The organism is Sphingomonas chungangi (assembly GCF_013778325.1).
In the GTDB taxonomy this organism is placed as follows: domain Bacteria; phylum Pseudomonadota; class Alphaproteobacteria; order Sphingomonadales; family Sphingomonadaceae; genus Solisphingomonas; species Solisphingomonas chungangi.
This window is the reverse complement of the sequence record NZ_JACEIB010000007.1, coordinates 319,846-343,457: the sequence shown is the minus strand read 5'-3', so window position 1 is coordinate 343,457 and position 23,612 is coordinate 319,846. Positions and strand designations below refer to the sequence as shown.

21 protein-coding genes and 1 tRNA gene are annotated in these 23,612 nt (G+C 66.8%); 12 read left to right on the top strand and 10 right to left on the bottom strand.

Annotated features, from left to right (window positions below):
- The first annotated feature begins 94 nt into the window (after positions 1-94).
- Positions 95-739: an alpha/beta fold hydrolase gene (locus tag HZF05_RS12820; RefSeq protein WP_160366751.1), complete on the top strand. Its 645-nt coding sequence runs from the start codon at positions 95-97 to the stop codon at positions 737-739.
- Here HZF05_RS12820 and HZF05_RS12815 read toward each other — a convergent pair.
- Positions 646-3,480, bottom strand: coding sequence for an EAL domain-containing protein (locus HZF05_RS12815; RefSeq protein WP_343046887.1), 2,835 nt, complete (start codon positions 3,478-3,480; stop codon positions 646-648). The two genes, HZF05_RS12820 and HZF05_RS12815, sit on opposite strands and share 94 nt — an antisense overlap.
- A gap of 287 nt (positions 3,481-3,767) precedes the next feature.
- On the opposite strand from HZF05_RS12815, the gene ppk2 reads away from it, so the two are divergent.
- Positions 3,768-4,547, top strand: a complete 780-nt coding sequence (gene ppk2 / locus HZF05_RS12810) for a polyphosphate kinase 2 (protein WP_160366749.1) — start codon at positions 3,768-3,770, stop codon at positions 4,545-4,547.
- Positions 4,548-4,612: 65 nt separating this feature from the next.
- Positions 4,613-5,314 (top strand): DUF4956 domain-containing protein, encoded by a 702-nt coding sequence (locus HZF05_RS12805; protein WP_160366748.1) that lies wholly within the window; start codon positions 4,613-4,615, stop codon positions 5,312-5,314.
- Here HZF05_RS12805 and HZF05_RS12800 read toward each other — a convergent pair.
- Entirely contained in the window at positions 5,307-6,344 is a 1,038-nt protein-coding gene (locus tag HZF05_RS12800) for a hypothetical protein (protein WP_181638862.1), read from the bottom strand. The genes HZF05_RS12805 and HZF05_RS12800 overlap by 8 nt on opposite strands.
- Positions 6,274-7,386 (bottom strand): metallophosphoesterase, encoded by a 1,113-nt coding sequence (locus HZF05_RS12795; RefSeq protein ID WP_160366746.1) that lies wholly within the window; start codon positions 7,384-7,386, stop codon positions 6,274-6,276. Before HZF05_RS12795 ends, HZF05_RS12800 begins: the two co-directional genes overlap by 71 nt.
- A 124-nt stretch (positions 7,387-7,510) precedes the next feature.
- Between HZF05_RS12795 and HZF05_RS12790 the strand changes: the two genes are divergently transcribed.
- Positions 7,511-7,885 (top strand): DUF427 domain-containing protein, encoded by a 375-nt coding sequence (locus tag HZF05_RS12790; RefSeq protein ID WP_160366745.1) that lies wholly within the window; start codon positions 7,511-7,513, stop codon positions 7,883-7,885.
- 43 nt (positions 7,886-7,928) lie between these two features.
- Positions 7,929-8,150: a hypothetical protein gene (locus HZF05_RS12785; RefSeq protein WP_160366744.1), complete on the top strand. Its 222-nt coding sequence runs from the start codon at positions 7,929-7,931 to the stop codon at positions 8,148-8,150.
- Positions 8,151-8,157: 7 nt separating this feature from the next.
- On the opposite strand, the gene HZF05_RS12780 is transcribed toward HZF05_RS12785, so the two are convergent.
- The 4 genes from HZF05_RS12780 to HZF05_RS12765 all read right to left on the bottom strand — a co-directional run bounded on the left by HZF05_RS12780 (position 8,158) and on the right by HZF05_RS12765 (position 10,922).
- Positions 8,158-8,232, bottom strand: a tRNA-Thr gene (locus HZF05_RS12780).
- A gap of 235 nt (positions 8,233-8,467) precedes the next feature.
- A complete protein-coding gene (locus HZF05_RS12775; RefSeq protein WP_160366743.1) occupies positions 8,468-8,725 on the bottom strand; it encodes a hypothetical protein in 258 nt (85 codons plus the stop codon).
- A 6-nt stretch (positions 8,726-8,731) separates the two neighbouring features.
- Complete coding sequence (locus HZF05_RS12770) at positions 8,732-10,525, bottom strand: aminopeptidase P family protein (protein ID WP_160366742.1); 1,794 nt, start codon at positions 10,523-10,525, stop codon at positions 8,732-8,734.
- Positions 10,526-10,577: 52 nt separating this feature from the next.
- Complete coding sequence (locus HZF05_RS12765) at positions 10,578-10,922, bottom strand: hypothetical protein (protein WP_160366741.1); 345 nt, start codon at positions 10,920-10,922, stop codon at positions 10,578-10,580.
- 118 nt (positions 10,923-11,040) lie between these two features.
- Between HZF05_RS12765 and HZF05_RS12760 the strand changes: the two genes are divergently transcribed.
- The 6 genes from HZF05_RS12760 to HZF05_RS12735 all read left to right on the top strand — a co-directional run bounded on the left by HZF05_RS12760 (position 11,041) and on the right by HZF05_RS12735 (position 18,758).
- Positions 11,041-13,104, top strand: a complete 2,064-nt coding sequence (locus HZF05_RS12760; protein WP_160366740.1) for a S9 family peptidase — start codon at positions 11,041-11,043, stop codon at positions 13,102-13,104.
- A gap of 100 nt (positions 13,105-13,204) precedes the next feature.
- Entirely contained in the window at positions 13,205-13,603 is a 399-nt protein-coding gene (locus HZF05_RS12755; RefSeq protein ID WP_160366739.1) for an acyl-CoA thioesterase, read from the top strand.
- Between the two features lie 104 nt (positions 13,604-13,707).
- On the top strand, positions 13,708-15,366 hold the full coding sequence (locus tag HZF05_RS12750; RefSeq protein WP_160366738.1) for a S10 family peptidase: 1,659 nt from the start codon (positions 13,708-13,710) through the stop codon (positions 15,364-15,366).
- Positions 15,367-15,572: 206 nt separating this feature from the next.
- Positions 15,573-17,693, top strand: a complete 2,121-nt coding sequence (locus HZF05_RS12745; RefSeq protein WP_160366737.1) for a M3 family metallopeptidase — start codon at positions 15,573-15,575, stop codon at positions 17,691-17,693.
- Between the two features lie 170 nt (positions 17,694-17,863).
- Positions 17,864-18,286, top strand: a complete 423-nt coding sequence (locus tag HZF05_RS12740) for a GFA family protein (protein WP_160366736.1) — start codon at positions 17,864-17,866, stop codon at positions 18,284-18,286.
- Between the two features lie 67 nt (positions 18,287-18,353).
- The gene (locus tag HZF05_RS12735; RefSeq protein WP_160366735.1) at positions 18,354-18,758 is read left to right on the top strand and encodes a PilZ domain-containing protein; all 405 of its coding nucleotides are present in this window, start codon (positions 18,354-18,356) and stop codon (positions 18,756-18,758) included.
- Positions 18,759-18,916: 158 nt separating this feature from the next.
- On the opposite strand, the gene HZF05_RS12730 is transcribed toward HZF05_RS12735, so the two are convergent.
- Genes HZF05_RS12730 through HZF05_RS12720 form a run of 3 tightly spaced genes read right to left on the bottom strand, consistent with a single transcriptional unit; the run spans position 18,917 to position 21,935 of the window.
- Positions 18,917-19,948 (bottom strand): histidine kinase dimerization/phosphoacceptor domain -containing protein, encoded by a 1,032-nt coding sequence (locus tag HZF05_RS12730; RefSeq protein WP_160366734.1) that lies wholly within the window; start codon positions 19,946-19,948, stop codon positions 18,917-18,919.
- Between the two features lie 9 nt (positions 19,949-19,957).
- On the bottom strand, positions 19,958-20,407 hold the full coding sequence (locus HZF05_RS12725; protein WP_160366733.1) for a response regulator: 450 nt from the start codon (positions 20,405-20,407) through the stop codon (positions 19,958-19,960).
- A gap of 4 nt (positions 20,408-20,411) precedes the next feature.
- Complete coding sequence (locus HZF05_RS12720) at positions 20,412-21,935, bottom strand: sensor histidine kinase (RefSeq protein WP_160366732.1); 1,524 nt, start codon at positions 21,933-21,935, stop codon at positions 20,412-20,414.
- Between the two features lie 159 nt (positions 21,936-22,094).
- Here HZF05_RS12720 and HZF05_RS12715 point away from each other — a divergent pair, with 159 nt between their 5' ends.
- Positions 22,095-23,570: a hypothetical protein gene (locus tag HZF05_RS12715; RefSeq protein WP_160366731.1), complete on the top strand. Its 1,476-nt coding sequence runs from the start codon at positions 22,095-22,097 to the stop codon at positions 23,568-23,570.
- The last annotated feature ends 42 nt before the right edge of the window (positions 23,571-23,612 follow it).

Below are 23,612 nucleotides of genomic sequence, written 5' to 3'. Positions count from 1 at the left end.
TCTACTCTATTAGTAGAGATTTGTTGCCGGTGCTTCCCTCCTTCGCCTAGACCCTGCGTACCGGCCCGCCGCCGGACATGCAGGGAGAAGGATCGTGGTGGACACACCCGTCGAACTCATCATCCCGGGCCTGTTCGACAGCGGGCCGGACCATTGGCAGACCCGCTGGCTGGCGCTCCGCCCGAATGCGGTCCGCGTCGAGCTCGGCCGCTGGCACGAGCCCTCGCGCGATCTCTGGGTGGCGCATCTCGATCGGGCTGTCGGGCGGCAGCGCGAGCCGGTCGTGCTGGTCGCGCACAGCCTCGGGTGCCTGGCGGTCGCATGGTGGGCGCGGGAGGCCTCGGCCGCCCGACTGTCCAAGGTGCACGGCGCGATGCTGGTCGCGCCGCCCGATGTCGATCGGCCGGGTGCCCATCCGCTACTTCGCCCTTTCGCGCCCGCACCACTCGCGCCGCTGCCCTTCCCGACGCTGCTCGTCGCGAGCCAGGACGATCGCTATGCGGAGTTCGAGCGGTTGGGCTGGCTGGCCGGTGCCTGGGACAGCGAACTGGTCGACGTCGGCCGGCTCGGGCACATCAATGCCGAGTCGGATCTCGGCGACTGGCCGCGAGGGATCAAATTGCTGGATCGGCTGACCGGCAACGATCAGATCGCGAAGCCGCGCAGCTCGTGCATGCTGATGTCCGGTAGCCCGGCGCGCCGACGCGCGGCGTCCCAGCTTCCGAAGATCGATCGATAGGGCCGGCGCGTCCGCGGGTTGGCCATGACGTGCGGGCAACCGTCCCAGCGCGGCAGGCCACGCACGATCTCGGCAGCGGCGACGCTCAGCGAGACGGTGTCGATGGCCCCGTCCTCGCCGGCGACCCGCCACGTGCGGTTCTCCAGATCGATGTCGTCCCATTTGGCGATCAGCAGCTCGCGGACGCGCAACCGAGTGCCCAGCAGCAGCGCGACGATCGCGCCGAGATGGGCGTTGTGGCTGGCGTCCGCCGCCTGCCGCAGACGCTCGATATCCTCGGCCGTCATCTTGCGGTCGCGGCCCCGCCCCTGCGCGGCCCGGCGATCGAACGGATTGATCGCGGCGCCCGGCAGTTCCCAGCGCTTGGCCAGCAGGAACATGTATCCCATCACCCCGCGCAGCCGGTCCGCCACTGCCGGCCCGTACCCGGCCCGCCCCGCGATCGAGCCTAGCCAGCCGTTGACGTCGGTATAGGCCATCTCGTCGAGCCGGAATCGGCCGAACTGCGGCAGGATATGCTCGCGCAGGCATTGCTCGCCGATCGCCCGCGTGCGGGCATGCCTGCCGACATGATCGAGATAGCGGCGCGCCAGCTGCTCGACGGTGGGTACTCCGGAAGATCCTCCGGCGAGAGGATCGGTAGCCGGAGCGGCGTGAAATCCGATCCCGAACCGCTCGGCCAGCTGCTCGACGCTCAGTGACCCCGTCTCGGCCCCGATCGCCCCGCTCTCGCCGATGGCGGGAAGCCCGGCGGTGGCGAGCAGATAGGGCGCGACCTTCTGGCGCGTGCACAGGCCGCCATTGCCGTCACTGACCAGCGGCAGGCCGAATTCGACGCCGGCCTGGCGCCGGCTCGTCCGGCGCACCGTCGCCCCGACGAGCTGTCCATCGCCGAAATCGAGGATCATCGGCGTGCCCGCCTCCAGTTCCATCAGCCCGTCGATCAGCGCGCCCGTCTCGGAGAGATTGCGGATGGTCACGCCGTGATAGAAATTGCCGACGATCGCGCCGGCCTTGCGGAACAGCGACTGCCGCTCGCTGCGCTGACGCGCCGGGCCGGAGGGCGCGATCGCCCAGTCGCCGCTCTCCAGCCGCGCCGCGATCTCGCCGCTGGCGATGGCCTTGCTGTAGATGTAGCCCTGCACGTGGCTGACCCGCAGATCCCGGATCAGCGCCAGCTGATCGAACGATTCGATGCCTTCCGCCGTCGTCTCCATGCCCAGCGCGTCCGCCAGCGCGACGATCGCCGCGATGATCGCGCCGTTGCGCGATCCCGGCGCCGTCACGCCGCGCACAAAGCTCTGGTCGATCTTGATCTTGTCGAACGGTGCGGTCTTCAGATAGCCGAGCGAGGAATAGCCGGTGCCGAAATCGTCGAGCGCCAGCCGCACGCCGATATCCTTCAGCACGGAAAACATGCCGTCGGTCTCGGGCGATTCGCTGAGGAACACGCCTTCGGTCAGCTCCAGTTCCAGCCGCGCCGGCGGAAGGCCGGAAGCGGCGAGCGCGGACAGGACGATCTTGGGCAGATCCTCGTTGGTGAACTGCATCGGCGAGACGTTGACCGCGACGCGCAGCGCGCCGGGCCAGCGCACCGCATCCTCGCAGGCGCGGCGGATCACCCAGGCGCCAAGCTGCTGGATGAGGTCGGCCTCCTCCGCGATCGGGATGAACAGGGCCGGCGAGATCGGCCCGTGGACCGGATGGGTCCAGCGCATCAGCGCCTCGACGCCGGTCACGCAATTGGTCCGCGCGTTGACGATCGGCTGGTAGAGAAGATCGATCTCGCCCTTGGCGAGCGCGTCGCGCAGGTCGTCCTCCAGCCGCCTGCGATCGGTCGCCGCCTGCAGGAGATCGCCAGAGAAGAAGCGGAAGCGACCCCGGCCGCTGCCCTTGGCCGCATAGAGAGCGAGGTCGACGTTGCGGATCAGCTCCTCGCTCGCCGATCCGTCGCTGGGCGCCAGCGCGATGCCGATCGAGGCGCCGATGATGCAGCGGCTGCCTGCCACCGTATAAGGCTGGGACAGGCTGGCGATGATCCGGTCGGCGAGATTGCCGAGCACGCCGCGATCGTCGCTGTCCGACAGGATGATCTGGAACTCGTCGCCGCCCAGCCGGAAAATTTTCTCCCGATCGCCGACGATCGTCAGCAGCCGCTCGCCGACCTGCTTGAGCAGCGCGTCGCCGGCCGGGTGGCCGAGCGTGTCGTTGACCTGCTTGAAGCGGTCGAGATCGATCAGCAGGAGCGCGCACGGCCGTTTCCGAAGCCGCAGCGCGGTCAGGCTCGCCTCCAGCGTTCGCGCCATGTGGAGGCGGTTGGGCAGGCCGGTCAGCGCGTCGTACATGGCGAGCTGCGAGGCCTGCTCGGACGATTTGCGCTGCTCGGTGATGTCGACGCCCGATCCCCGGTAGCCGACGAACTGGCCACCGGCATCTACTTGCGCCGAGCCGGATACGAGCCACCAGCGACCGTCCGCCGGATCGGCCGTGCGCAGCATCAGCTTCTCGAAGCTCAACCGGCGCGTCATGATGAAGGGCAGCGTCCGGCTGACCTCCGCGCCATCGTCGCACCGTACGAAATGATCGGCGAAAGACGATCCGAGTATCCCCACGCCACTGTCGCCGAGGGTGGCGGCGAGGCTGTCGGTCAGATAGGTGATGCGGCCGGCGGCATCCGTCGCCCAGAACCAGCCCTGGCCGCTCTGCTCGAAATTGCGCAGCAGCGCGAGCGGGTCGTCCACCGGGCGCCTGGCCGAAGACGCGCGCGGATCGGACACCACCGAAACCGAAGAATCGAGAGCGGCGGCTTCGCTTCCCTTAAACAAACGAATCCTGACCATCGACCGCGTCTCGCCACCAGCGCTCCCTGATGGATGCGCATAAAGCAGCCGCATTTGCGAAGCGTAAATATCGCGGCCGGATCGGACCCGAGGATGATCATCGCGCGATCTGGTGGCGCACGACACGAATCTCTTGTTCTGTTTGAAGCCCTTGCATTAGGTCATGCCCACGAAGGGCGGGGGACATCATGCTCGGCATTCAGGACTATGAGGCGATGGTCGCGCCGCTCAACCGCGAGCTGATCGAGATGGCACGCTGGGTGGCCGAGACCGGCCAGCGCCTGCTCATCCTGTTCGAGGGCCGCGACACGGCGGGCAAGGGCGGCGCGATCTTCGCCTTCTCGCGCCTGCTCAATCCGCGCCAGTGCCGCGTCGTGGCGCTCTCCGCGCCGACCGAGCGCGAGCAGGGGCAATGGTATTTCCAGCGCTACGTGCCGCACCTCCCCGCCAAGGGCGAGATCGTGCTGTTCGATCGCAGCTGGTACAACCGCGCTGGCGTCGAGCGCGTGATGGGCTATTGCACCGAGACGGAGGCGCAGGATTTCCTGCAATCGGTCCCCGGCTTCGAGAAGCAGCTGGTCGATCACGGCATCACGCTCGTCAAATACTGGCTGGCCTGCGATCAGGAGCGGCAGGAAGAGCGCTTCGCCGACCGGCGCAACAACCCTTCCAAGCGCTGGAAGCTCTCCCCCGTCGATATCGCTTCGCGCACAAAGTATGAGGCCTATACGGAGGCGCGCGAGGAGATGCTGCGCGCCACCCACACCGATCACGCGCCGTGGACGATCGTCGATTTCAACGATCAGGCGATGGGTCGGCTGACGCTGATCCGCGACCTGCTCGATCGCCTGCCCGACACGACGCTGCCGCTGCCCGAGATCGACTGGCCGCCGCTTGATGGCCCGCCGGGTCGGGAGCGCTACGAGGTGATCCAGCCGCTGCCGGATTACCGACCGCCTCAGATGTGATTGTGCGGACGGCCTAAAATGCCCTAGCCTGCCCTCAATACATCGCCGCTTAGGGGGTAAGCGACATGCAGGCCGCCAGACTTCTCGCCAAGCTCATCGCTTACTATGTCGTCGTCGGCCTGCTGCTGGCGGGCGCGCTGTGGCTGTTTCCCGATCTCGCCGGCTATCTGCCGATCGGCCGCGTCCATGCTTTGCTCGCCGAGAATGGCGGGCAGCTCCACAAGGGGCTGGCGGGCATCAAGGTCGCCCATATCGACACGATCGGCGGGAGCCTGATCTGGCTGGTCTCGGCGATGGTCGGCGCGCTGCTCACTTCGCTTCCGGTCAGCTGGATCTACATGGAGGTGCGCGACCGCGAGCAGTACGACCAGTCGATCATCGGCACGATCGTGATGCTGCCGATCGTGATCACCTCGATCGTGGTGATCGTGCAGGATTCGCTGGCTTTGTCCTTCTCGCTCGCCGGCATCATCGGCGCGGTGCGCTTCCGCAATTCGCTGAAGAGCACGGGCGATCTGCTCTTCACCCTGCTGGCGATCGCGATCGGCATCTCGGCGGGGATCGGCGCGATGGAGCTCGCCGCCGTCACCTCGATCATGTTCAACCTGTGCTTCGTGATCCTGTGGGCGGCCGAATATGGCGAGCGCAAGAGCATGAAGCGCTTCCTCGCCGACTACGACCCCGACGACGAGGAGAGCCGTACCACCGAAGTGGTGGTCGCGGCGGTGACGGTGACAGAGACGAAGAGCGAGAAGCCGGTCAGTTGATGCAGGTGGCCATCAGCTTGGCCATCGCGTCGGGACTCGCGGCGATGGCGAAGAAACCGCCGAGATAGGCGGTCGCCTTGGCCTTGGTCGCGGGCGTAAGCTCGGGAACGGTGTCGTACACCGCGAGGATCGCGTCGCGATGCGACAACAGGTCGGCGATCGCCGCCTGCGCCTCGGCATTGGTGCGGCAGAAGCCCCGCCATTTGCGGACACGGACGTTGGGCACATTGATGCCCGCCGGCGGCGTCGCATAGGGCGCGTCGACCAGCCCCGAGAAATCGTAATCGTAGGGCAGCGGCACCAGCCCGCTCTGCGCGCCCGCCGCGCCAACGAGCTTGACGTTGTGGCAGCAGGCCGCGCCCGCTGGCCCCGCGATGCTCGACCAGTCGAGATTGCCGATCATATATTCGAACGCCGCCTGCCGTCCGGCGCCCGACGGATCGAGCTGGCCTGCGCCGATCCGCGCGGGCATCTTGGCCTGGCGCATGCCGTTGCGCTTCGCCACGTCGTCGGTATCCTCCAGGAAGAAGCCGAAGCGCGCGACGGTGCTGCGCCCGTCGGCGCCGGCATAATCGACCGACACCAGCCGATCGCGGAAGCTGAGCGGCGTCACCAGGTTCATCATCTTGTAGGTGGCATATTCGAGCAGGAGATATTGCTGGAATCCCTCGCGCGACTGGCAGTGGGTGACGAGCTTCAGCTTCTTCTGCCCGGCGAAGAGCGAATCCTCAGGAGGCCTGGCCGGAAATTCCACGCGCAGCGGCGGAAACTGGCAGACGTCGCTCTCCTTGCGGGTGATGCCGCGAAGCCCGAGCTTGATCGGGATCGGCGGCGCGCCATCGACCGTCAGCGTGCCGTCCACCAGGGAATTGGAGCGGGCGACGCCGCTCGAACGGAACATGGCGGACTGGATGGTGATGTGCAGCGGCGCGTCGCTTGCGAAGAGCGGCTTGGGCGTGTCAGCCGCCCGGAGCGCCGACGGCGCCAGCAACGCGGCCGCGATCATCATCGTCTTTCGAAGCATGCGCATTGTCGGAGCCCCCTCCCTGCGTGCGTGGAACGGCGTGCGGCACCAGCCGCCCGTCGAGAATTTCGAGATAGCTTGGCACCCCGCCATAATAAGCCGAGATGCCGGTATCGATGCGGATCAGCTTGCCATCGTGCGTCACCGTGATGCCGGCGAGGTTCGGCGTGTGCGCGATCACCATCCGCTTCGCCCCATAGGCGGCGAGCACCTGATCCAGCTCTTGATCGATGGAGATCTGCGGCGCCCCCGGCAGCGGCTTGGGCGCATCGGGATCGGCATCGCGCGAGACGAGCCCGCGATACCAGAGCGGCCCGAGCGGATCGTTGATGATCGCGCCATCGGCCTGATCGCGCGCCCTGAGCGCATCGTCGACCTTGCGGTTGATCTGGTCGATCGGCAGCTGGTCGTAGGCCGCGCCGATCCCGCCATGGACGAACAAAGTGCCGTCGATCAGCACCACCGCCGGATTGTTCGCCACCCACCGCCCGATCCGTCCCTCGGGATGCCAGGCCTGCTGGTGCTCGATCATGCCGAGCGGGGTCGCGGCGATCCATGCTTGCCGGATCGCGTCCGGCGTCATCGCCGGGTCCTTCCGGCGATAGGCCGCCTCGATCTCAGACTTGTTGGCCTCGTAGAGCCGATCGCGCAGCGCCGCCGAATCCTTCGTGGCAAAGGCTGCATAATCGCCCGCCGACACGTAGCGCAGATCGTCGGTGACGTTCATCGCCTCGTGATTGCCGACGAGCGTGATCACCCGCCCCCCGGCTTTGGGCGCCTGCTTCTGCATCCGCATCAGGTCGGTCAGGATATCGAGCGAATCCGGCCCGCGATCGACCACGTCGCCGGTCTGCACCAGCACCGTGTCGCCGCCCGCCCAATCGCCCTTCGCGTCGATCAGCCCGGCCGCTGTAGCGATCGCGCGCCACTCGGCGAAGTCCCCGTGGAGATCGCCCACCGCGACGATGCGGTGGACCGGCGCCGGCGCGGCGCCGACGGTCGCGAGCAGCGCCGCCGCCATCAGGCCGAGCCTCCACCGCTTCGCCACCCGTTCGTCCCCTCAAGTGCTTGATCGGATGAGAGACCCCGCGCGCGGTCCTGTCAACGGCGGGAGGCACTGGCATTTCAAAACAAGCGACCCGATATCACCCCCTCGCGACGAGGAGACCGTCATGGCTGCCAGACCCGTCCTGATCCCCGGCCCCGATCACCCGATCACGATCGAGCCCGCCACCCGGCGCATCACCGTCATCGTCGACGGCCGCACGATCGCCGACACCACCCGCGCGCTGACGCTGCGGGAGGCGAACTATCCGCCGGTCCATTACATTCCGCGCGGGGATGTCGAGATGTCGGCGCTCGTCCGCACCGAACATGGCACGCATTGCCCCTACAAGGGCGATGCCAGCTATTTCAGCATTCCCGCCGGCGGCGAGCGCTCGGCCGACGCGGCGTGGAGCTACGAGCATCCGCACGAGGCGGTGGCGGCGATCGCCGGGCATCTCGCTTTCTATCCCGATCGCGTCGACGCCATCCGCGAAGGCTGACTGGCGTCTTGGCAAACCGCCCGGCCCGAGTGATAGTCAGCTTATGCTGAACCTGATCTCGATCCTGATCGGCCTGATCGCGCTTGTCCCCGCGATGGTCGCGTTCCTGCCGCTGTTCGGGTGGCTCTACTGGTTCATCCTGCCCATCGCGGTGGTCGGCCTCGGCATCGGCGTGCTGTCGAGCGGCAATGCCGGGCGCAACCTCAACCTGGTTGTCCTGCTCGTCGGGCTGGCGCGTCTGGTGATCGGGCACGGGATTTTCTGAACCGGGGTGGTGCTGCCGGTGAGGATTGAACTCACGACCTCAGCCTTACCAAGGATGCGCTCTACCACTGAGCTACGGCAGCACGGCCCGGTCCGCGCGCCCGGCTGACCGGGCGGCGAGGCCGGCCCTATGGAGAATGTGGGCGGCGCCGTCAAGGCGGCTTGCGCGGATCGCGACGATCGGATTAGCCCGATCCCATGACCGCCCATACCGACCGCGAAAAGCGCCTTGCCGAGGCGCTCCGCCAGAATCTCCGCCGCCGCAAGGAACAGGCGCGGGAGAAGGACGAGCCCGCGCCGCCGAAGGACGACTGAGCTTCAGCGATCATCCCGGCGCCGACGGATGGCGGCGTTGATGATCCAACGGGATCCAAATCCGATGACAGCCGCCAGCGCGGCGGTGGGCAGGATTACGTCCAGCAGAATGCCCTTGTGGCACTGCACGCCGGGCATGCAGTCGCCCATCGCAGCGACCAGCGTCAGGAAAATCCCGACGGGCAGACCGAAGAGGATCGCGAACCCGCAACCCCATCGCCCGCCCGTGGTCGAGCCGCCACGATATTCGCTATCGGACAACCTGCCTCACAGCGGCGCCGTCGCCTGTTCCAGCCAGCCCTGTACGTCGGCCGGAATCAGCGGGCTGATCTCGCGGCGGACGCGGGCGTGATAGGCGTTGAGCCATTCCCGCTCGGCCAGCGACATAAGCGACAGGTCCACCAGCCGCCGGTCGATCGGCGCCAGCGTGATGGTGTGGAAGCCGAGCAGCTTCTTTTCCGCCCCTTCCACTGCGCGATCCTCGACCAGCACCAGATTCTCGATGCGGATGCCGTAGGCGCCGGTCTTGTAATAGCCCGGCTCGTTGGAGAGGATCATGCCGGCGCGCAGCGGCTCGTCGCCGCCCGCCTGCCCTCCCGACGGCTGCGCGATGCGCTGCGGCCCCTCGTGCACGGAAAGGTAGGCACCGACGCCATGGCCGGTGCCGTGTGCGTAATCGAGCCCCACCTCCCACAGATATTGCCGCGCCAGCGTATCCAGCTGTCCGCCGCGCGTGCCCTGCGGGAAGATCGCGCGGGCGAGCGCGATATGGCCCTTGAGCACGCGGGTGAAGCGGTCCTTCATCTCCGCGGTCGGCTCGCCGATCGGCACGGTGCGCGTGATATCGGTCGTCCCGTCGGCATATTGCCCGCCCGAATCGACGAGATAGAGCGAGCCCGGCTCGATCGGCAGCACCGTCTTCTCGGAGACGCGGTAATGCACGACCGCGCCGTTCGGCCCGGCACCGGAGATGGTGTCGAAGGACAGGTCCTTGAGCACGCCGGTCTCGGCCCGGAAGGCCTCGAGTTGCGCGGCGGCGGTCAGCTCGTCCTGCCCGCCTTGCGCGGCGACCGTGTCGATCCAGTGGAGGAAGCGCGTCACCGCCGCACCGTCGCGGATGTGCGCGGCCGTCGTGCCGGCGATCTCCGCCTGGTTCTTGATCGCCTTGGGCAACACGGTCGGGTCGCGCGCCTCGCTCAGCGTCGCGCCGGCTGCATTCAGACGGTTGAAGATCGCCGCGACGGCACGATCCGGATCGACCGAGACCGTCTTGCCCTTCAGGCTGTCGAGCGCACCGGCGAAGGCGCTGCGCGGCTGCACCCGCACCGAATTGCCGAGGTGCGCCGAGATCGTCTCGTCCACTTTCTCGGGGTCGACGAACAGGTCCGCCGTGGCGTCCGCATTGACCAGCGCATAAGCGAGCGCGACCGGCGTGCGGCTGACGTCGGCACCGCGCACGTTGAACGCCCAGGCGATCGAATCGAGCGCGGAGAGCACCACCGCGTCGGCGCCCTGCGCATCGAGCCATTCGGCGACATCGGCGCGCTTGGCCGCCGCCGACTGACCGGCGAGATCGTCCGGCTGCACGACGAGGCGCGCATTGGAGGGAAGCGGCTGGTCCGCCCACACCGCATCGATCGGGTTGGTCTCGACCGCGACCAGTTCGGCACCGCGCGCGGCCAGCGCCTTGCTCGCGGCGTCGACCCAGCCCTTGGTGTGAAGCCACGGATCGTAGCCGATCCGGCCACCCTTGGGCGCATGCGCCTTCAGCCACGCCGAAACCGAGGTCTCGGGCACCGACTGGTAGCTCCACTGATCGGCCGAGACCTGCTCGCGCACCTGCAGCGTATAGCGGCCGTCGGTGAATATCGCCGCCGCCTCGGGGAGCACGACGGCAGTGCCGGCCGAGCCCTCGAACCCGGTCAGCCAGGCGAGGCGCTGGGCATAGGCGCCGACATATTCGGACATGTGCTCGTCGGTGAGCGGCACGACGAAGCCGTCGAGACGGCGGCGGGCAAGCTCGTCGCGCAGCGCGGCGAGGCGATCGGCATAAGTAGACATCGCACCTAGATAGTCCTGTTCGGCGCCAGGGTGAAGGGTGCGGGAGAGCACGCTAAGGTTTGGTGCAGGGTGTCCGGTCGGTGAGCAGGCGATCTTGCTGGCATGGCGGGAGCTGTTGCGCCTCGGTCTGGGCGCCGCACGGCGTCCTGTCGGTCAGCAGCCGATCCTGCTCGCACCGCATGCCGTCTGGATGCACCCAGCCGGGCAGCGGATAGACGGGGTACGGATAGGCCGGTGCCGAGGGCGCGGGCGCGGGAGGCGGAGGCGGGACGATGACGGCCGTCGCTCCCTGCGCAATCGACGGTGCAGCGAGCGACAGCGCTGCGACGAGAGCGGCCAAGCGCGCGGCGGCTGGTCCGAGACGGAGCGGCAAGCGATTGACGGAAATGGCGAGCATGTGACCCTATCCTTGCCCCCCGGGGACCGTTCTGGACCCGCATTCGTGAACGATATCCTAACGCGCCTCGTCGATGCCCCGCTTGCGCGCCGGACGCCCCGCCCCCACAAAGCCGCGCATGATCGATCCCTCCCAGCTCCCCGCTCCGCCGCTCGCCGCCCGCAACCCGCATAGCTACGAGCGGCACGGCCGGACCGTCTCCGACGACTATTTCTGGCTGAAGGATCAGGGCTACCCCAACGTCACCGACGAGACGGTGCTCTCCTATCTGAAGGCGGAAAATGCCTATTTCGAGGCGGCTATGGCGCCGGTGCGGCCGCTGGTCGATACGCTGTTCGCCGAGATGAAGGGACGCATCAAGGAGGACGACGCCTCGGTGCCGCGCAGGGACGGCGACTGGGATTTTTGGTGGGCGTTCGAGAAGGGCGCGCAATATCGCCGCTGGATGCGCCGCCCGACCGGCACCACCGAGCCGGGGCAGGTGATCCTCGACGAGGTCGCCGAGGCCGAGGGCAAGGACTATTTCCGGCTCGGCGCGCTGGCCGTGAGCCCGGACGGCAGGCTCGCGGCGTGGTCGTCGGATAGCAACGGGGCCGAACGCTTCACGCTCAAGATCCGCGATCTCGCGACGGGCGCGGACATCGAGACGGTGAGCGAGGTCGTCAACGGCGGCGTGGTGTGGTCTGCGGGGTCGGACGCGGTTGCCTATACCGAGGTCAACGACAATTGGCGCACCTACCGCGCACGCCTGCATCGGCTGGGCAGCGATCCGGCGGGCGATCCGACGCTCTACGAGGAGAAGGAGGATATCGGCTTCAACGTCCACGTCGGCCGCACGCAGGACCGGCAGTGGATCATTTTGGGCACCAACGACCACGAGACCAGCGAGATCAGGCTGGTGCCCGCCACCGATCCCTCGGCCGCGCCGCTGCTGATCGCCCCGCGCAAGGCGAAGCGGCAATATGGCGTGGATTCGGCGCATGGGAAGCTGTGGGTCCACACCAACGACGATCACATCAACTTCCGCGTCGCTGTCGCCTCGCCCGAGGCCCCCGGCGAGTGGGAGACGGTGATCGCCGGATCGGACCATGTCTATATTCGCGGCCTCTCCAGCTTCGCGCAGCATCTGGTGATCGAGGAACGGGTCGACGGGCTCGACCAGATCCGGTTGCGCACCTACGCGGGCGACGAACATCGCGTCGCCTTCCCGGAGGCAAGCTACACCGCGTCGCTCGGCACCAATCCCGAGTTCGATTCGCCGGGCTACCGCATCGGCTACGCCTCGATGGTGACGCCCGACACGGTGTTCGAATATGATCCGGCGGCGCGGACGCTGGCGACGAAGAAGGTGCGCGAGGTGCCGTCGGGCTACGACGCCTCGCTCTACGCCACCGAGCGGCTGATGGTGCCCGCCCGCGACGGCGTCTCGATCCCGGTGTCGATCGTCTATCGCAAGGATTTCGCGAAGGACGGTAAGGGCCCGCTCTACCTCTACGCCTACGGCGCTTACGGCATCGCGATCCCGCCGAGTTTCTCGACCGACCGGCTCTCGCTGCTCGATCGCGGCTGGGCCTGCGCGATCGCCCACATCCGGGGCGGCGACGATCTCGGCTACGGCTGGTATCTCGACGGCAAGGCAGAGAAGCGCTGGAACACCTTCCACGATTTCTCCGATGCCGCGAAGGGGCTGATCGAGGCCGGCTTCGCGAGCGCAGGCCGCATCGCCATCCAGGGCGGATCGGCGGGCGGCGAGCTGATGGGCGTGGTCGCCAATACCGATCCCGATCTGTGGGGCGCGGTGGTGGCGGACGTGCCGTTCGTCGACGTGCTCAACACCATGCAGGACGAGAGCCTTCCCCTCACCCCCGGCGAATGGCCGGAGTGGGGCAACCCGATCACCGACGCGGCGGCGTTCGACCTGATCCGCGGCTACTCGCCCTACGATCAGGTCTCGGCACAGGCCTATCCGCCGATGCTGATCACCGGCGGCCTCAACGATCCGCGCGTCACCTATTGGGAGCCCGCCAAATGGGCCGCGAAGCTGCGCGTGCTGAAGACCGATGCCAACCCCCTGCTGCTCAAGATCAACATGGGCGCGGGTCATGGCGGCAAGTCAGGCCGGTTCACATCGATCACGGAACGGGCGGAGGCCTTCGCCTTCATGATCGAGGCGCTTTCCTGAGCCTTCTCCCGCTTTCGCGGGATAAGGAGGGGACCCGTCGAAGACCCTCACCCAACCCTCTCCCGCGAAAAGCGGGAGAGGGCTAAGGTCACGCTCGCTTATGACCGATCGCCCCGTCTTCATCCTCCCCTTTACCGCCACCCCCGCCGAGATCGACGAGCTCGGCCACGTCAACAATGCCGCGTGGGTCCGCTGGATCCAGGACGTCGCGACCGCGCACTGGGCCGCGACCGCCGATCCTGCGCACATCGCGGCTTATGTCTGGGTCGTCGTGCGGCACGAGATCGACTATCTGCGCGGCCTGGGCCCCGGCGGCACGGTGACGGCGCGGACGTGGGTGGGCGATGCCCCCACGGGCGCCCGCTTCGATCGCTTCGTCGAGTTCGTCGGCGAGGGTGGCAAGCCGCACGTCCGTTCGAAGACGACATGGGCGATGCTCGACAAGGCGACCGGCCGCCCCCTGCGTATCCCGCCGGAGGTAGCGGCGCCCTTCCTGTAGCATTTCCGTCTTGCGCATTGCAGCAAGAGGCGCTGTTATACGGATGTGCGGCACGGGGCCGGGGGGCCTGCCGTTTGTGTGAACCACAAAGAGGACTCCCCCCGATGCGTATCCGCCTGCCGCTCCTCGCGCTCGCCGCCGCGATCGCCCTGCCCTCGCTCGCCATCGCGCAGGACAAGCCGGGCAAGACCGACGACAAGTCCGCCGTCGCCAAGGGCCATGAGCAGGACAAGGAAGACGATGCGCAGGCCGGCTGGGTGAAGCCCCCGGTGATGGAGCAGACCTCCGTCACCCACCATGTCGCGACCACCCATGCCGGGCCGATGAAATACACCGCCACCGCCGGCACGCTCACGATCCGCGACGACGATGCCAAGCCGATCGCCTCGGTCTTCTACGTCGCCTACACGGCCGACGGCGTGAAGGACTACAAACGCCGCCCCGTCACCTTCTTCTACAATGGCGGCCCCGGCTCCTCGACCTTGTGGCTGCACATGGGCAGCTTCGCGCCCGAGCGCGTGCAGACCGCCAGCCCCGAATATATCAAGCCCGCCCCCTACGCCTTCGGCCCCAATCCCGAGACGTTGCTCGACAAGACCGACATGGTGTTCGTCGATGCGATCGGCACGGGCTATTCGCGTGCCTTGGGCGACAAGAAGGACAAGGACTTCTGGGGCGTCGATCAGGATGCCGACGGCTTCGCCCGCGCGATCATGCGCTACGTGACGAAGAACGCCCGCTGGCAGAGCCCCAAGGTAATCTTCGGCGAAAGCTACGGCACCACGCGCACCGGCGCGCTGACCTATCTGCTGCAGGATCGCGGCATGGCGCTGAACGGCGCGGTGATCCTGTCGTCGATCCTCAACTACGGCATCAGACAGCCCGGCTTCGACCAGATCTACATCAACTATCTGCCGAGCTTCGCGGCGACGGCCTGGTATCACCACAAGCTCGCCAACCCGCCCGCCGACGTGGCGACCGTGGTGGAGCAGGCGAAGCAATGGGCGTCCGGCCCCTACGCGGCCGCGTTGGCTCAAGGGTCGGCGCTCGATCCGCAGACGCGCGCACAGATCGCGCAGCAGATGGCGGCGCTGACCGGCCTCTCGCCGCAATTCATCCTCGATGCCAATCTGCGCGTCGATCTCGCCCGCTTCCAGAAGGAGCTGCTGCGCGACCAGCGGCTGACCGTCGGCCGCTACGACAGCCGCTATACCGGCATCGACGCGGATGCGGCGGGCGAGCGGCCGGAATATGACGCGTCCGACACCGCGATCTCGGGTGCGTTCATCGCCAGCTTCAACGATTATGTGCAGCGCGAGCTGAACTACCGCACCGACATGCCCTACCGCGTCTCCGCCTACGGGCTGGACGGCTTCAAGTGGGACTGGACGCACGACGCGCCGGGCGGCGGCCGCGGCAAGCAGGCCGCGCCGGACGTGGCGGTGGACATCTCGGCGGCGATGCGGACCAACCCCTATCTCCACCTGCTGTCCTTGAACGGCTATTACGACATGGCGACGCCCTTCTTCGGCACGGAATACGACCTGCACCATATGGGCCTCGAGTCGGCACAGGCGCAGAACATCGCCTTCCGTTACTATCCCTCAGGCCACATGGCCTACCTCAATCCCGACGCGCTGCGCATGATGCACCGCGACCTTGCCGCCTGGTACGACGAGATCGTGGCGAGCGCGTCGAGCAACACGCCGCCGGTGACGCCCGCCATGTCGCGCGGCCATGCGGAGGGGAACGGGCCGAACTGAGAGCTCCGTTCGGGCTGAGCCTGTCGAAGCCCTGCCCTTCCTTCGTTGGAGGTCGCAGAAGAAGGTCAGCACTTCGACAAGCTCAGTGCGAACGGATGTGGTTGACCCCACCCCCATCCCGCTCCATTCTGTAGCACAAGGGCAACACACCGCCCTCGGATCGAGAAGCGCGCGCGACGGCGCCGCACCAGGGAGTTCAAACAATCATGATCAAGAAGCTGATGCTCGGCGCGGCCAGCGCGGGCCTCATCGTCGGCGCCGCGCACGCCGCCACGCCTGCGGCCCCCGCCAACCCGCTGCTCGCGCCGTGGACCGGCCCCTATGGCGGCGAACCGGCCTTCAATACCTACTCCGTCGCCCAGTTCGAGCCGGCGCTGACCGCCGCGATGGCGATGGACCAGAAGGAAATCGACGCGATCGCCAACAATCCGGCCCATCCGACCTTCGCCAACACCATCCTCGCGCTGGAGAAATCCGGCGAGGCGCTCAACCGCGTCTATGCGCTCTACGGCATCTGGGAAGGCAATCTGAACACGCCCGATTTCCAGGCGGTCGACACCAAGATGTCGCCGATCCTGCAGGGCTTCCAGGACAAGATCACCCAGAACGCCAAGCTCTTCGCGCGCATCGACACCGTCTACAACTCGCCCGACAAGGCGAAGCTGACGCCAGAGCAGCAGCGCCTCGTCTGGGTCACCTGGAACAATTTCGCCCAGCAGGGCGCCAGGCTCTCGCCCGCAGACAAGGCCAAGCTGGCGGACGTCAACCAGCAGCTCGCCTCGCTCCAGACCAAGTTCGCGCAGAACGAGCTGGCCGACGAGGAGAATTACGCGCTGACCCTCACCAAGGATCAGCTCGGCGGCCTGCCTGACGCGCAGATCGAGGGCTATGCCGAGGACGCAAAGGGCCACAAGCTCCCCGCCGGCCAGTATCGCATCGCCAACACCCGCTCGGCGGTCGAGCCCTTCCTCACCTATTCGTCCGACCGGGCGCTCCGCGAAAAGGCGTTCCGCATGTGGACGTCGCGCGGCGACATGGGCAACGCCAACGACAACAACGCGATCGTCGTCCAGATCCTGAAGCTGCGCACGCGGAAGGCCAATCTGCTGGGCTACAAGACCTATGCCGACTGGCACCTCGCCGACACGATGGCGAAGAAGCCGCAGGCCGCGCTCGATCTCGAAATGGCGATGTTCGTGCCGGCCGTCGCGCAGGTCCACAAGGACGTCGCCGAGATGCAGAAGATCGTCGATGCCGAGCATGGCGGCTTCAAGATCGCGCCGTGGGACTATCGCTATTATGCCGAGAAGGTCCGCAAGGCGAAGTACGACCTCGATCTCAACGAGGTGAAGCCCTACCTGCAGCTCGATCACGTCCGCGAGGCGATGTTCTACGCCGCCAACCGGCTCTACGGCTTCACCTTCACCAAGGTGGAAGGACTCCCCGTCTTCCAACCCGACGTCACCGTTTACGAGGTGAAGCGGAACGGTCAGCATGTCGGCCTCTGGTATTTCGATCCGTACGCGCGCGCCGGCAAGAACAGTGGCGCATGGATGAACGCCTGGCGCGAGCAGAGCCGCGTTGACGGCGACGTGCCGACCATCGTCTCCAACAACGCCAATTTCGTGAAGGGCACGCCCGGCCAGCCGGTGCTGATCTCGTGGGATGACGCGGACACGATGTTCCACGAATTCGGCCACGCGCTGCACGGGCTCAACTCGAACGTCACCTATCGTTCGCTGTCGGGCACCAACACCGATAGGGACTTCGTGGAATTCCCCAGCCAGTTCAACGAGCATTACCTGATGACGCCGGAGGTGCTGCACTTCCTCGTCAACGCCAGGGGTGAGCAGATGCCCGCCGAGCTGGTCGCGAAGATCAAGAAGGCGGCGACGTTCAACACCGCCTTCTCGGTGGTGGAAACCGAAGCCTCGGCGATCGTCGACATGAAGCTGCATCTGGCGGGCGACACCGTCACCGATCCTAAGGCGTTCGAGAAGACGACGCTGGCCGAGATCGACATGCCCTCCGAGATCGTGATGCGCCACCGCATCCCGCAATTCGGCCACATCTTCTCGGGCGAGGGATATGCGGCGGGCTATTACGGCTATCTGTGGGCCAAGACGCTCGACAACGATGCGTTCGAGGCCTTCACCGAGGCCGGCTCGCCCTGGGATCCGGCGACGGCGAAGCGTTTCCAGACCGATATCCTGTCGGTCGGCAACACGATCGACCCGGCCATCGCCTACCGCAACTTCCGAGGCCGCGACGCGACGATCGACGCGACGCTGCGGGAGGACGGCTTCCCGGTTCCGGCGAAGAAGTAAACATAAGCCCTCTCCCGCCTGCGGGAGAGGGAGAGGACCCGCCGCGCGGCGGTGGCGAGGGTGAGGGTCTTCTTCCTTCGACCCTCTTGCCCGAAGACAAAAAGAAGAAGACCCTCACCCAATCCTCTCCCGCGAAAAGCGGGAGAGGGCTTTCCATGGGGAGGCGCATCATGACCTATACGGGCAGCTGCTTCTGCGGCGCGGTGACGATCGAGGTTTCGGGCGAGCCCGAGGCGATGGGCTATTGCCATTGCCGTTCGTGCCGCAGCTGGTCGGGCGGGCCGGTCAACGCCTTCAGCCTGTGGAAACCCGATGCCGTCACCGTGACGAGCGGCGAGGAGCATGTCGCGACCTTCGCCAAGACCGCGCTCAGCCACCGCCAGTATTGCACGAAGTGCGGCGGCCACCTGATGACCCGGCACCCGCCGATCGAGCTGGTCGACGTGTTCGCGGCGACGATCCCGGATCTCGCCTTCGCGCCCGCCGTGCATGTGAACTACGCCGAGACGGTGCTGCCGATGAAGGACGGCCTGCCGAAGCTCAGGGACTTCCCGGCGGAACTCGGTGGGTCCGGAGAGAGCGTTCCCGAATAGCATGATTGGTCGCATGGTGAGCGGCGCGTTTACCAGCCTTTCACCGACGCGAGCGTATCATTCCGCCATGTCCAGCACCGCCCACCTCTCGCTCGTGCCCGATGCAGACCCCGCCGCCGCGACGCCCCGGCAGGTGGAGCGCGAGCATCGCTATTCGGTTCTGCTCACCGGTTCGATCCGCAAGGCGAATGCCGGCAACCGCATGCCGATCAAGATCCGCAACATATCGAGCGGCGGGATGATGTGCGAATGCGCCTATCCGCCGCGCGTCGACGATCTGGTCGAGATCGAGCTGCCGCGTCTCGGCCATGTCGCCGGGCATATCCGCTGGGGCGCGAAGGGCCGACTCGGCATCGCGTTCGACGGCCCGATCGATCCGACCTTGGCTTGGGTGAAGGCGGAAAAGTCGGAGGTGCTGTTCGATTTGCCGCCGATGGACACACGCCGGCCGGGTGTGGTCGCGGCGCACTGAGTTTTTCCAGCAAAATCCGTTCGCCCTGAGGAGGGACTGAGCGAAGCGCAGCGAAGTCGAAGGCCCGTCTCGAAGGGCATGCATTGCGGCCGTGCTTCGAGACGTCGCTTCGACAAGCTCAGCGGCTCCTCAGCACGAACGGGCTTTATGTCACCCGGTCAGCACGCTGCGCTGAGGATCGCTCGCACGCCGCGATGCTCCAGATCGTAGCTGAGCTGGGCCTGCAGGCTCTTCGCCATCGCGCGGACGACCTTGGTGCCGAGACCGGTACCCTTGGGCTTGGCGTCCGCCTCGATGCCGCAGCCGTCATCCTCCACCTTGAGCAGGAAGCGATCCTCGCCATCGCGGGTCAGCGCGATCCGCACCTCGCCCGACCCGGTCGCCGGATAGGCATATTTGCAGGCGTTCGACACCAGTTCGTTGACGATCACGCCCAATGAGACGGCGCGATCGGTCTTCATCCGGATCGGCTCGCTGGCGAGCGTCAGCACGCGCGGCGCGGCGGGCGTCGACCAGGTTTCCTGCAGCTCGGCGACCAAAGCCGCCAGATAATCGTCCATCGCCACCGTATCGACCGCGTCGCCGGTATAGAGGCGGCGGTGGACCTGCGCGATCGCCTGGATGCGGCGCTGCACGTCCTGCAGCGCGCTCTTCGCCGCGGCGTCGGGCAAGGCGGCCGACTGCATGTGGACGAAGGCGGAGACCAGCTGCAGGGAATTGGCGACGCGGTGGTTCACCTCCTTGAGCAGCGTCTCCAATCGCGCGTTGCTGTGGCGCAATTCCTCTTCGGCCTGCGCCTTGGCGACTTCCAGCCGCTGCTTGGCGCGCGCCTGCTGGAAGGCGGAGCCGAGCAACGCGAAGAAGTCCTCGCCGATCGTCTTGATCACATAGTCGGCGGCGCCGGCCTTGAGCGCGGCGATGGCGATACGGCTGTCCTCCGATCCGGTGACGTACACCACCGGGGGTGCGCCCGGCAGCGCGCGGATCTGGGTCAGCGTCTCGAGGCCATCTTGCCCGGGCATGAAGTGATCGACCGCGATCAGGTCGAACCCGCCGAGCGCCGCCTTGGCGACGCCCTCGGCGCCGCTCTGCGCAGTGTCGATCGTGCAGCCCATCCGCTCGAACGCACGCGTCGCCAGCCGGCATAGGCCGGCATCGTCGTCGATATAGAGAATGCGCGCGCCTTGCATCGGGTAGCGTCAGCCCTCCGGCTCGATGTCGGGCACCTGGATCACCGCCAGGAACAGGCCGAGCTGGCGGATCGCGGTGGCGAAATTCTCATAGTCCACCGGCTTGGTGATGTAGACGTTGGCGCCGAGATCGTAGCAGCGCTGGATCTCCACCTTGTCGTCGGTGGTGGTCAGCACGATCACCGGTGTGCGACGCAGCGGATTGCCCTCCGCCTTGATCTTCTGGAGGATATCGGTGCCCGACATGTCCGGCAGATTGAGGTCCAGCAGGATCAGCGCCGGGCCGTTGAGCGCCGGACCGTCGGGCGCCTCGTAGAGATGCGCCAGCGCCGAGGTGCCGTCGGTGAAATGCTTGATGTCGTTCGAGATGCCCGCGCGGCGGATATTCTTCTCGATCAGGCGGGCGTGGCCCTCGTCGTCCTCGATCATCACGATGGTGACGGGCTGGTGGGCGTTCATGACTTTATCCTTGGGTGGTGGGCTGCGCGGGGAGACTGAGCGTGAAGGTCGCACCCTCCCCGAGCGCGGACTTGCAACTGATGAAGCCGCCCAGCCTGTACGCGAGCGCGCGGACATGCGCGAGGCCTATTCCCTCACCCGGCTGGTCCTGCTGGCCGGAACGGCGGAACAGGTCGAAGATCCGCTCGTGATCGCGCGGATCGATGCCGCGACCGTTGTCGGCGACGGCGATATCCACCCGCCCGCGATCACCCGCGGCGGAGATCGCGATCCGCCCCGGCACGCCGGGCTTCGGATATTTGACCGCATTTTCGACGAGATTGGAAAGCATCTGCTCCACCGCGAGGCGATCGGCGACGACGGACGGCATCGGCCGCTGCACCGTGACGACTGCGCCCAGTTCGTCGAGCCGGTGCTGGAGCGAGGCGACGACGGCGTCCGCCAATTGGCCGAGGTCGATCCGCTCGGGCGTCAGCACGCGCTTGCCCTCGCGCGACAGGCGCAGGATCGCGTTGATCAGGCGATCCATCTTCTGCGTCGAGGTGCGGATGAAGCCGATCGATTCCGGCAAATCCTCGCGCGCGGCCGCCGCCGCGTCCTGATCGAGCAGCTGCGGCGCCTCCGCCTCCACCTTGTCGACCAGCGCCGCGAGCGGCTTGGTCGCCGCCTCCAGCTCGCCGGTGAAGCCCATCACGTTGACCAGCGGCGAGCGCAGATCGTGGCTGACGATATAGGCGAAGCGCTGGATTTCCTCGTTGGCGCGGGAAAGGTCGCGGGTCCGCTCCTCGACGCGATCCTCCAGTTCGTCGGCGAGCTGCAGCACCTCCTCGCGCGATGCGACAAGGCTGCCGGTGTAGCGGCGCAGGACGAGGATCGAGAAGATCGCCGTCGCCACCGCCAGCGCGCCGGCAAAGGCAAGGACGTAGAACAGGATGTTCACCGCCTCGCGCTGGGCGGCGATGCGCTGTTCGAGGAGCCTGTTCTCCTCTTCCAACATGGCAGCCGTGACGGCGCGCAGATCGCGGGTGACGCCGAGGCTCTGATCGTGGGTGAAGATGGCGGCCGCCAGTTCCGGCGCCTTGTCCGCCAGCACCAGCGAGCGGGAAAGCAGCTGGAAATGCTGGACCGCCAGCGCCTGGAACCGATCAAGATTCTGCTGCTGCACGGGATTGTCGGCGGTGAGGCGGCGCAGGTCCGAGACGAGGGGCACCTCATCCTTCACCGTGGTGAGGAAGGTGTCCTTGGTCTGTTGCCGATGGGACAGCAGATAGCCGCGACGCGCGACCTCCAGCCGCTCGATCAGCACGCGCAGCGTCGAGATGCGCCGCTCCACCTCATAGGTGTGTTCCACCCAGGTGGCGTGGTCCTGCGCCTTCATCACGAACCAGCCGGCGGTGCCCGCCGAACCGATCAGCGCGATGAATCCCAACGCCATGCACGCCAGCACGAACCGGCTGACCGAGCGCTCCGAGCGCAGAAGCGGGATCGTCCAGCCACGTGCCACGGCGCAAGTGCGTATCAGCGCCATATATAAATGCAATTGATCTCGATCAGTGTGGGTGTGGCATGGATGCACCTGTGACATCTGTCACTTATCCGTAACATTTCCATCACAGACGAGTCACCGTGGAGGGCTACCCGCCCCCTCGACGGCCCGCGAGCGGCGGGCTTTCGAAAGGGGCTTTTCATGACCAGCAAATTCAACCTGCTCGCAGGCGCGAGCGTGGGTATCGCGATGATCGCCGCCGGCCCGGCGCTCGCCAAGCCGGTGAAGCACACCGCCAAGCGCCACGCTGCCGCGCGCAGCAACGGCACCAACGCCGAGATCGAAGCGCTGAAGGCGCAGGTCGAGGCTCTGACCGCGCGACTCGACGCACAAGAGCAGAACTCGGCGCAGGCGACCGCGCAGATCAACCAGGCGCAGAACACCGCCGCCGCCGCGCAGGCGACCGCCGCGCAGGCGCAGACCACGGCCGCCGCCGCGCAGACGCAGGCCGCCGAGGTGCCGTCGCAGGTGAAGACGCAGCTCGCCGCGCAGCTGCCCAAGGAGAAGTTCGCCTGGGCCAACAGCACGTCGATCTCGGGCCGTATGTATTTCAACTTCTCGAACGTCACGCAGAAGATCGACGGCAAGCGGACGACCGGCGGCACCGCCGGCAACGGCACCGGCTTCGACGTCAAGCGGATGTACATCGGCATCGATCACACGTTCAGCCCGATCTTCTCGGGCAACGTGACGATGGACATCTCGAACGTCGTCGGCTCGACCTCGAACTACAATTTCAACGCGAACAGCGCGGCTGCGCCGGCCAACTCGACCGCGCTCGTCGGCCGCGGCTTCTACGTGAAGAAGGCCTATCTCCAGGCCAAGCTGAACCCGGCCTTCATCATCCGCGCCGGCGCGGCCGACCTGCCGTGGGTGCCGTGGATCGAGAACCAGTACGGCTATCGCCACATCGAGAACACGCTCATCGACCGCACGGGCTACGGCACCTCGGCCGATTGGGGCATCCACGTCCTCGGCGATCTCGCGGGCGGCCTGTTCAGCTATCAGTTCTCGGTCATCGACGGCGGTGGCTACCGCAACGTGAAGGTGACGAAGTCGGTCGACTTCGAAGGCCGCGTCTCGACCAGCTACAAGGGCTTCTTCGCCGGCGTCGGCGGCTATTCGGGCAAGCTCGGCAACGACACGCAGGGCGCCGTGATCGCGCTGCCGGGCGGCGCGACCCGCGACATCCGCACCGCGACCCGCCTGGACGCGGCGGCTGGCTACAAGACCAAGCTCTTCACGATCGGCGGCGAATATTTCCACGCCAAGAACTACAAGAACACCAACACGGTCGCCACCGACAAGGCCGACGGCTGGACGGTGTTCGGCAACGTGAACTTCGCCAAGACCTGGAGCGTGTTCGGTCGCTACGACCACATCACGCCGAACAAGACCACCAACGACGACTTCAAGCAGCATTACTTCAATGCCGGTATCCAGTGGGAGCCGGTCAAGATCGTCGACCTGGCCCTGGTCTATAAGCGCGAGGTCGGTACCAACGACGGCCTGATCTCGGAGGCTCTGGGCAACCAGAACGCGCCGAGCGTGACGCTGCTGAGCGGCCAGCGCGCCACCAACAGCGAGATCGGTCTGTTCGGCCAGCTTCGCTTCTAAGTTCCCCCGGAGTTCAGGTTCGGCCGGACCCCTTCGGCCGAA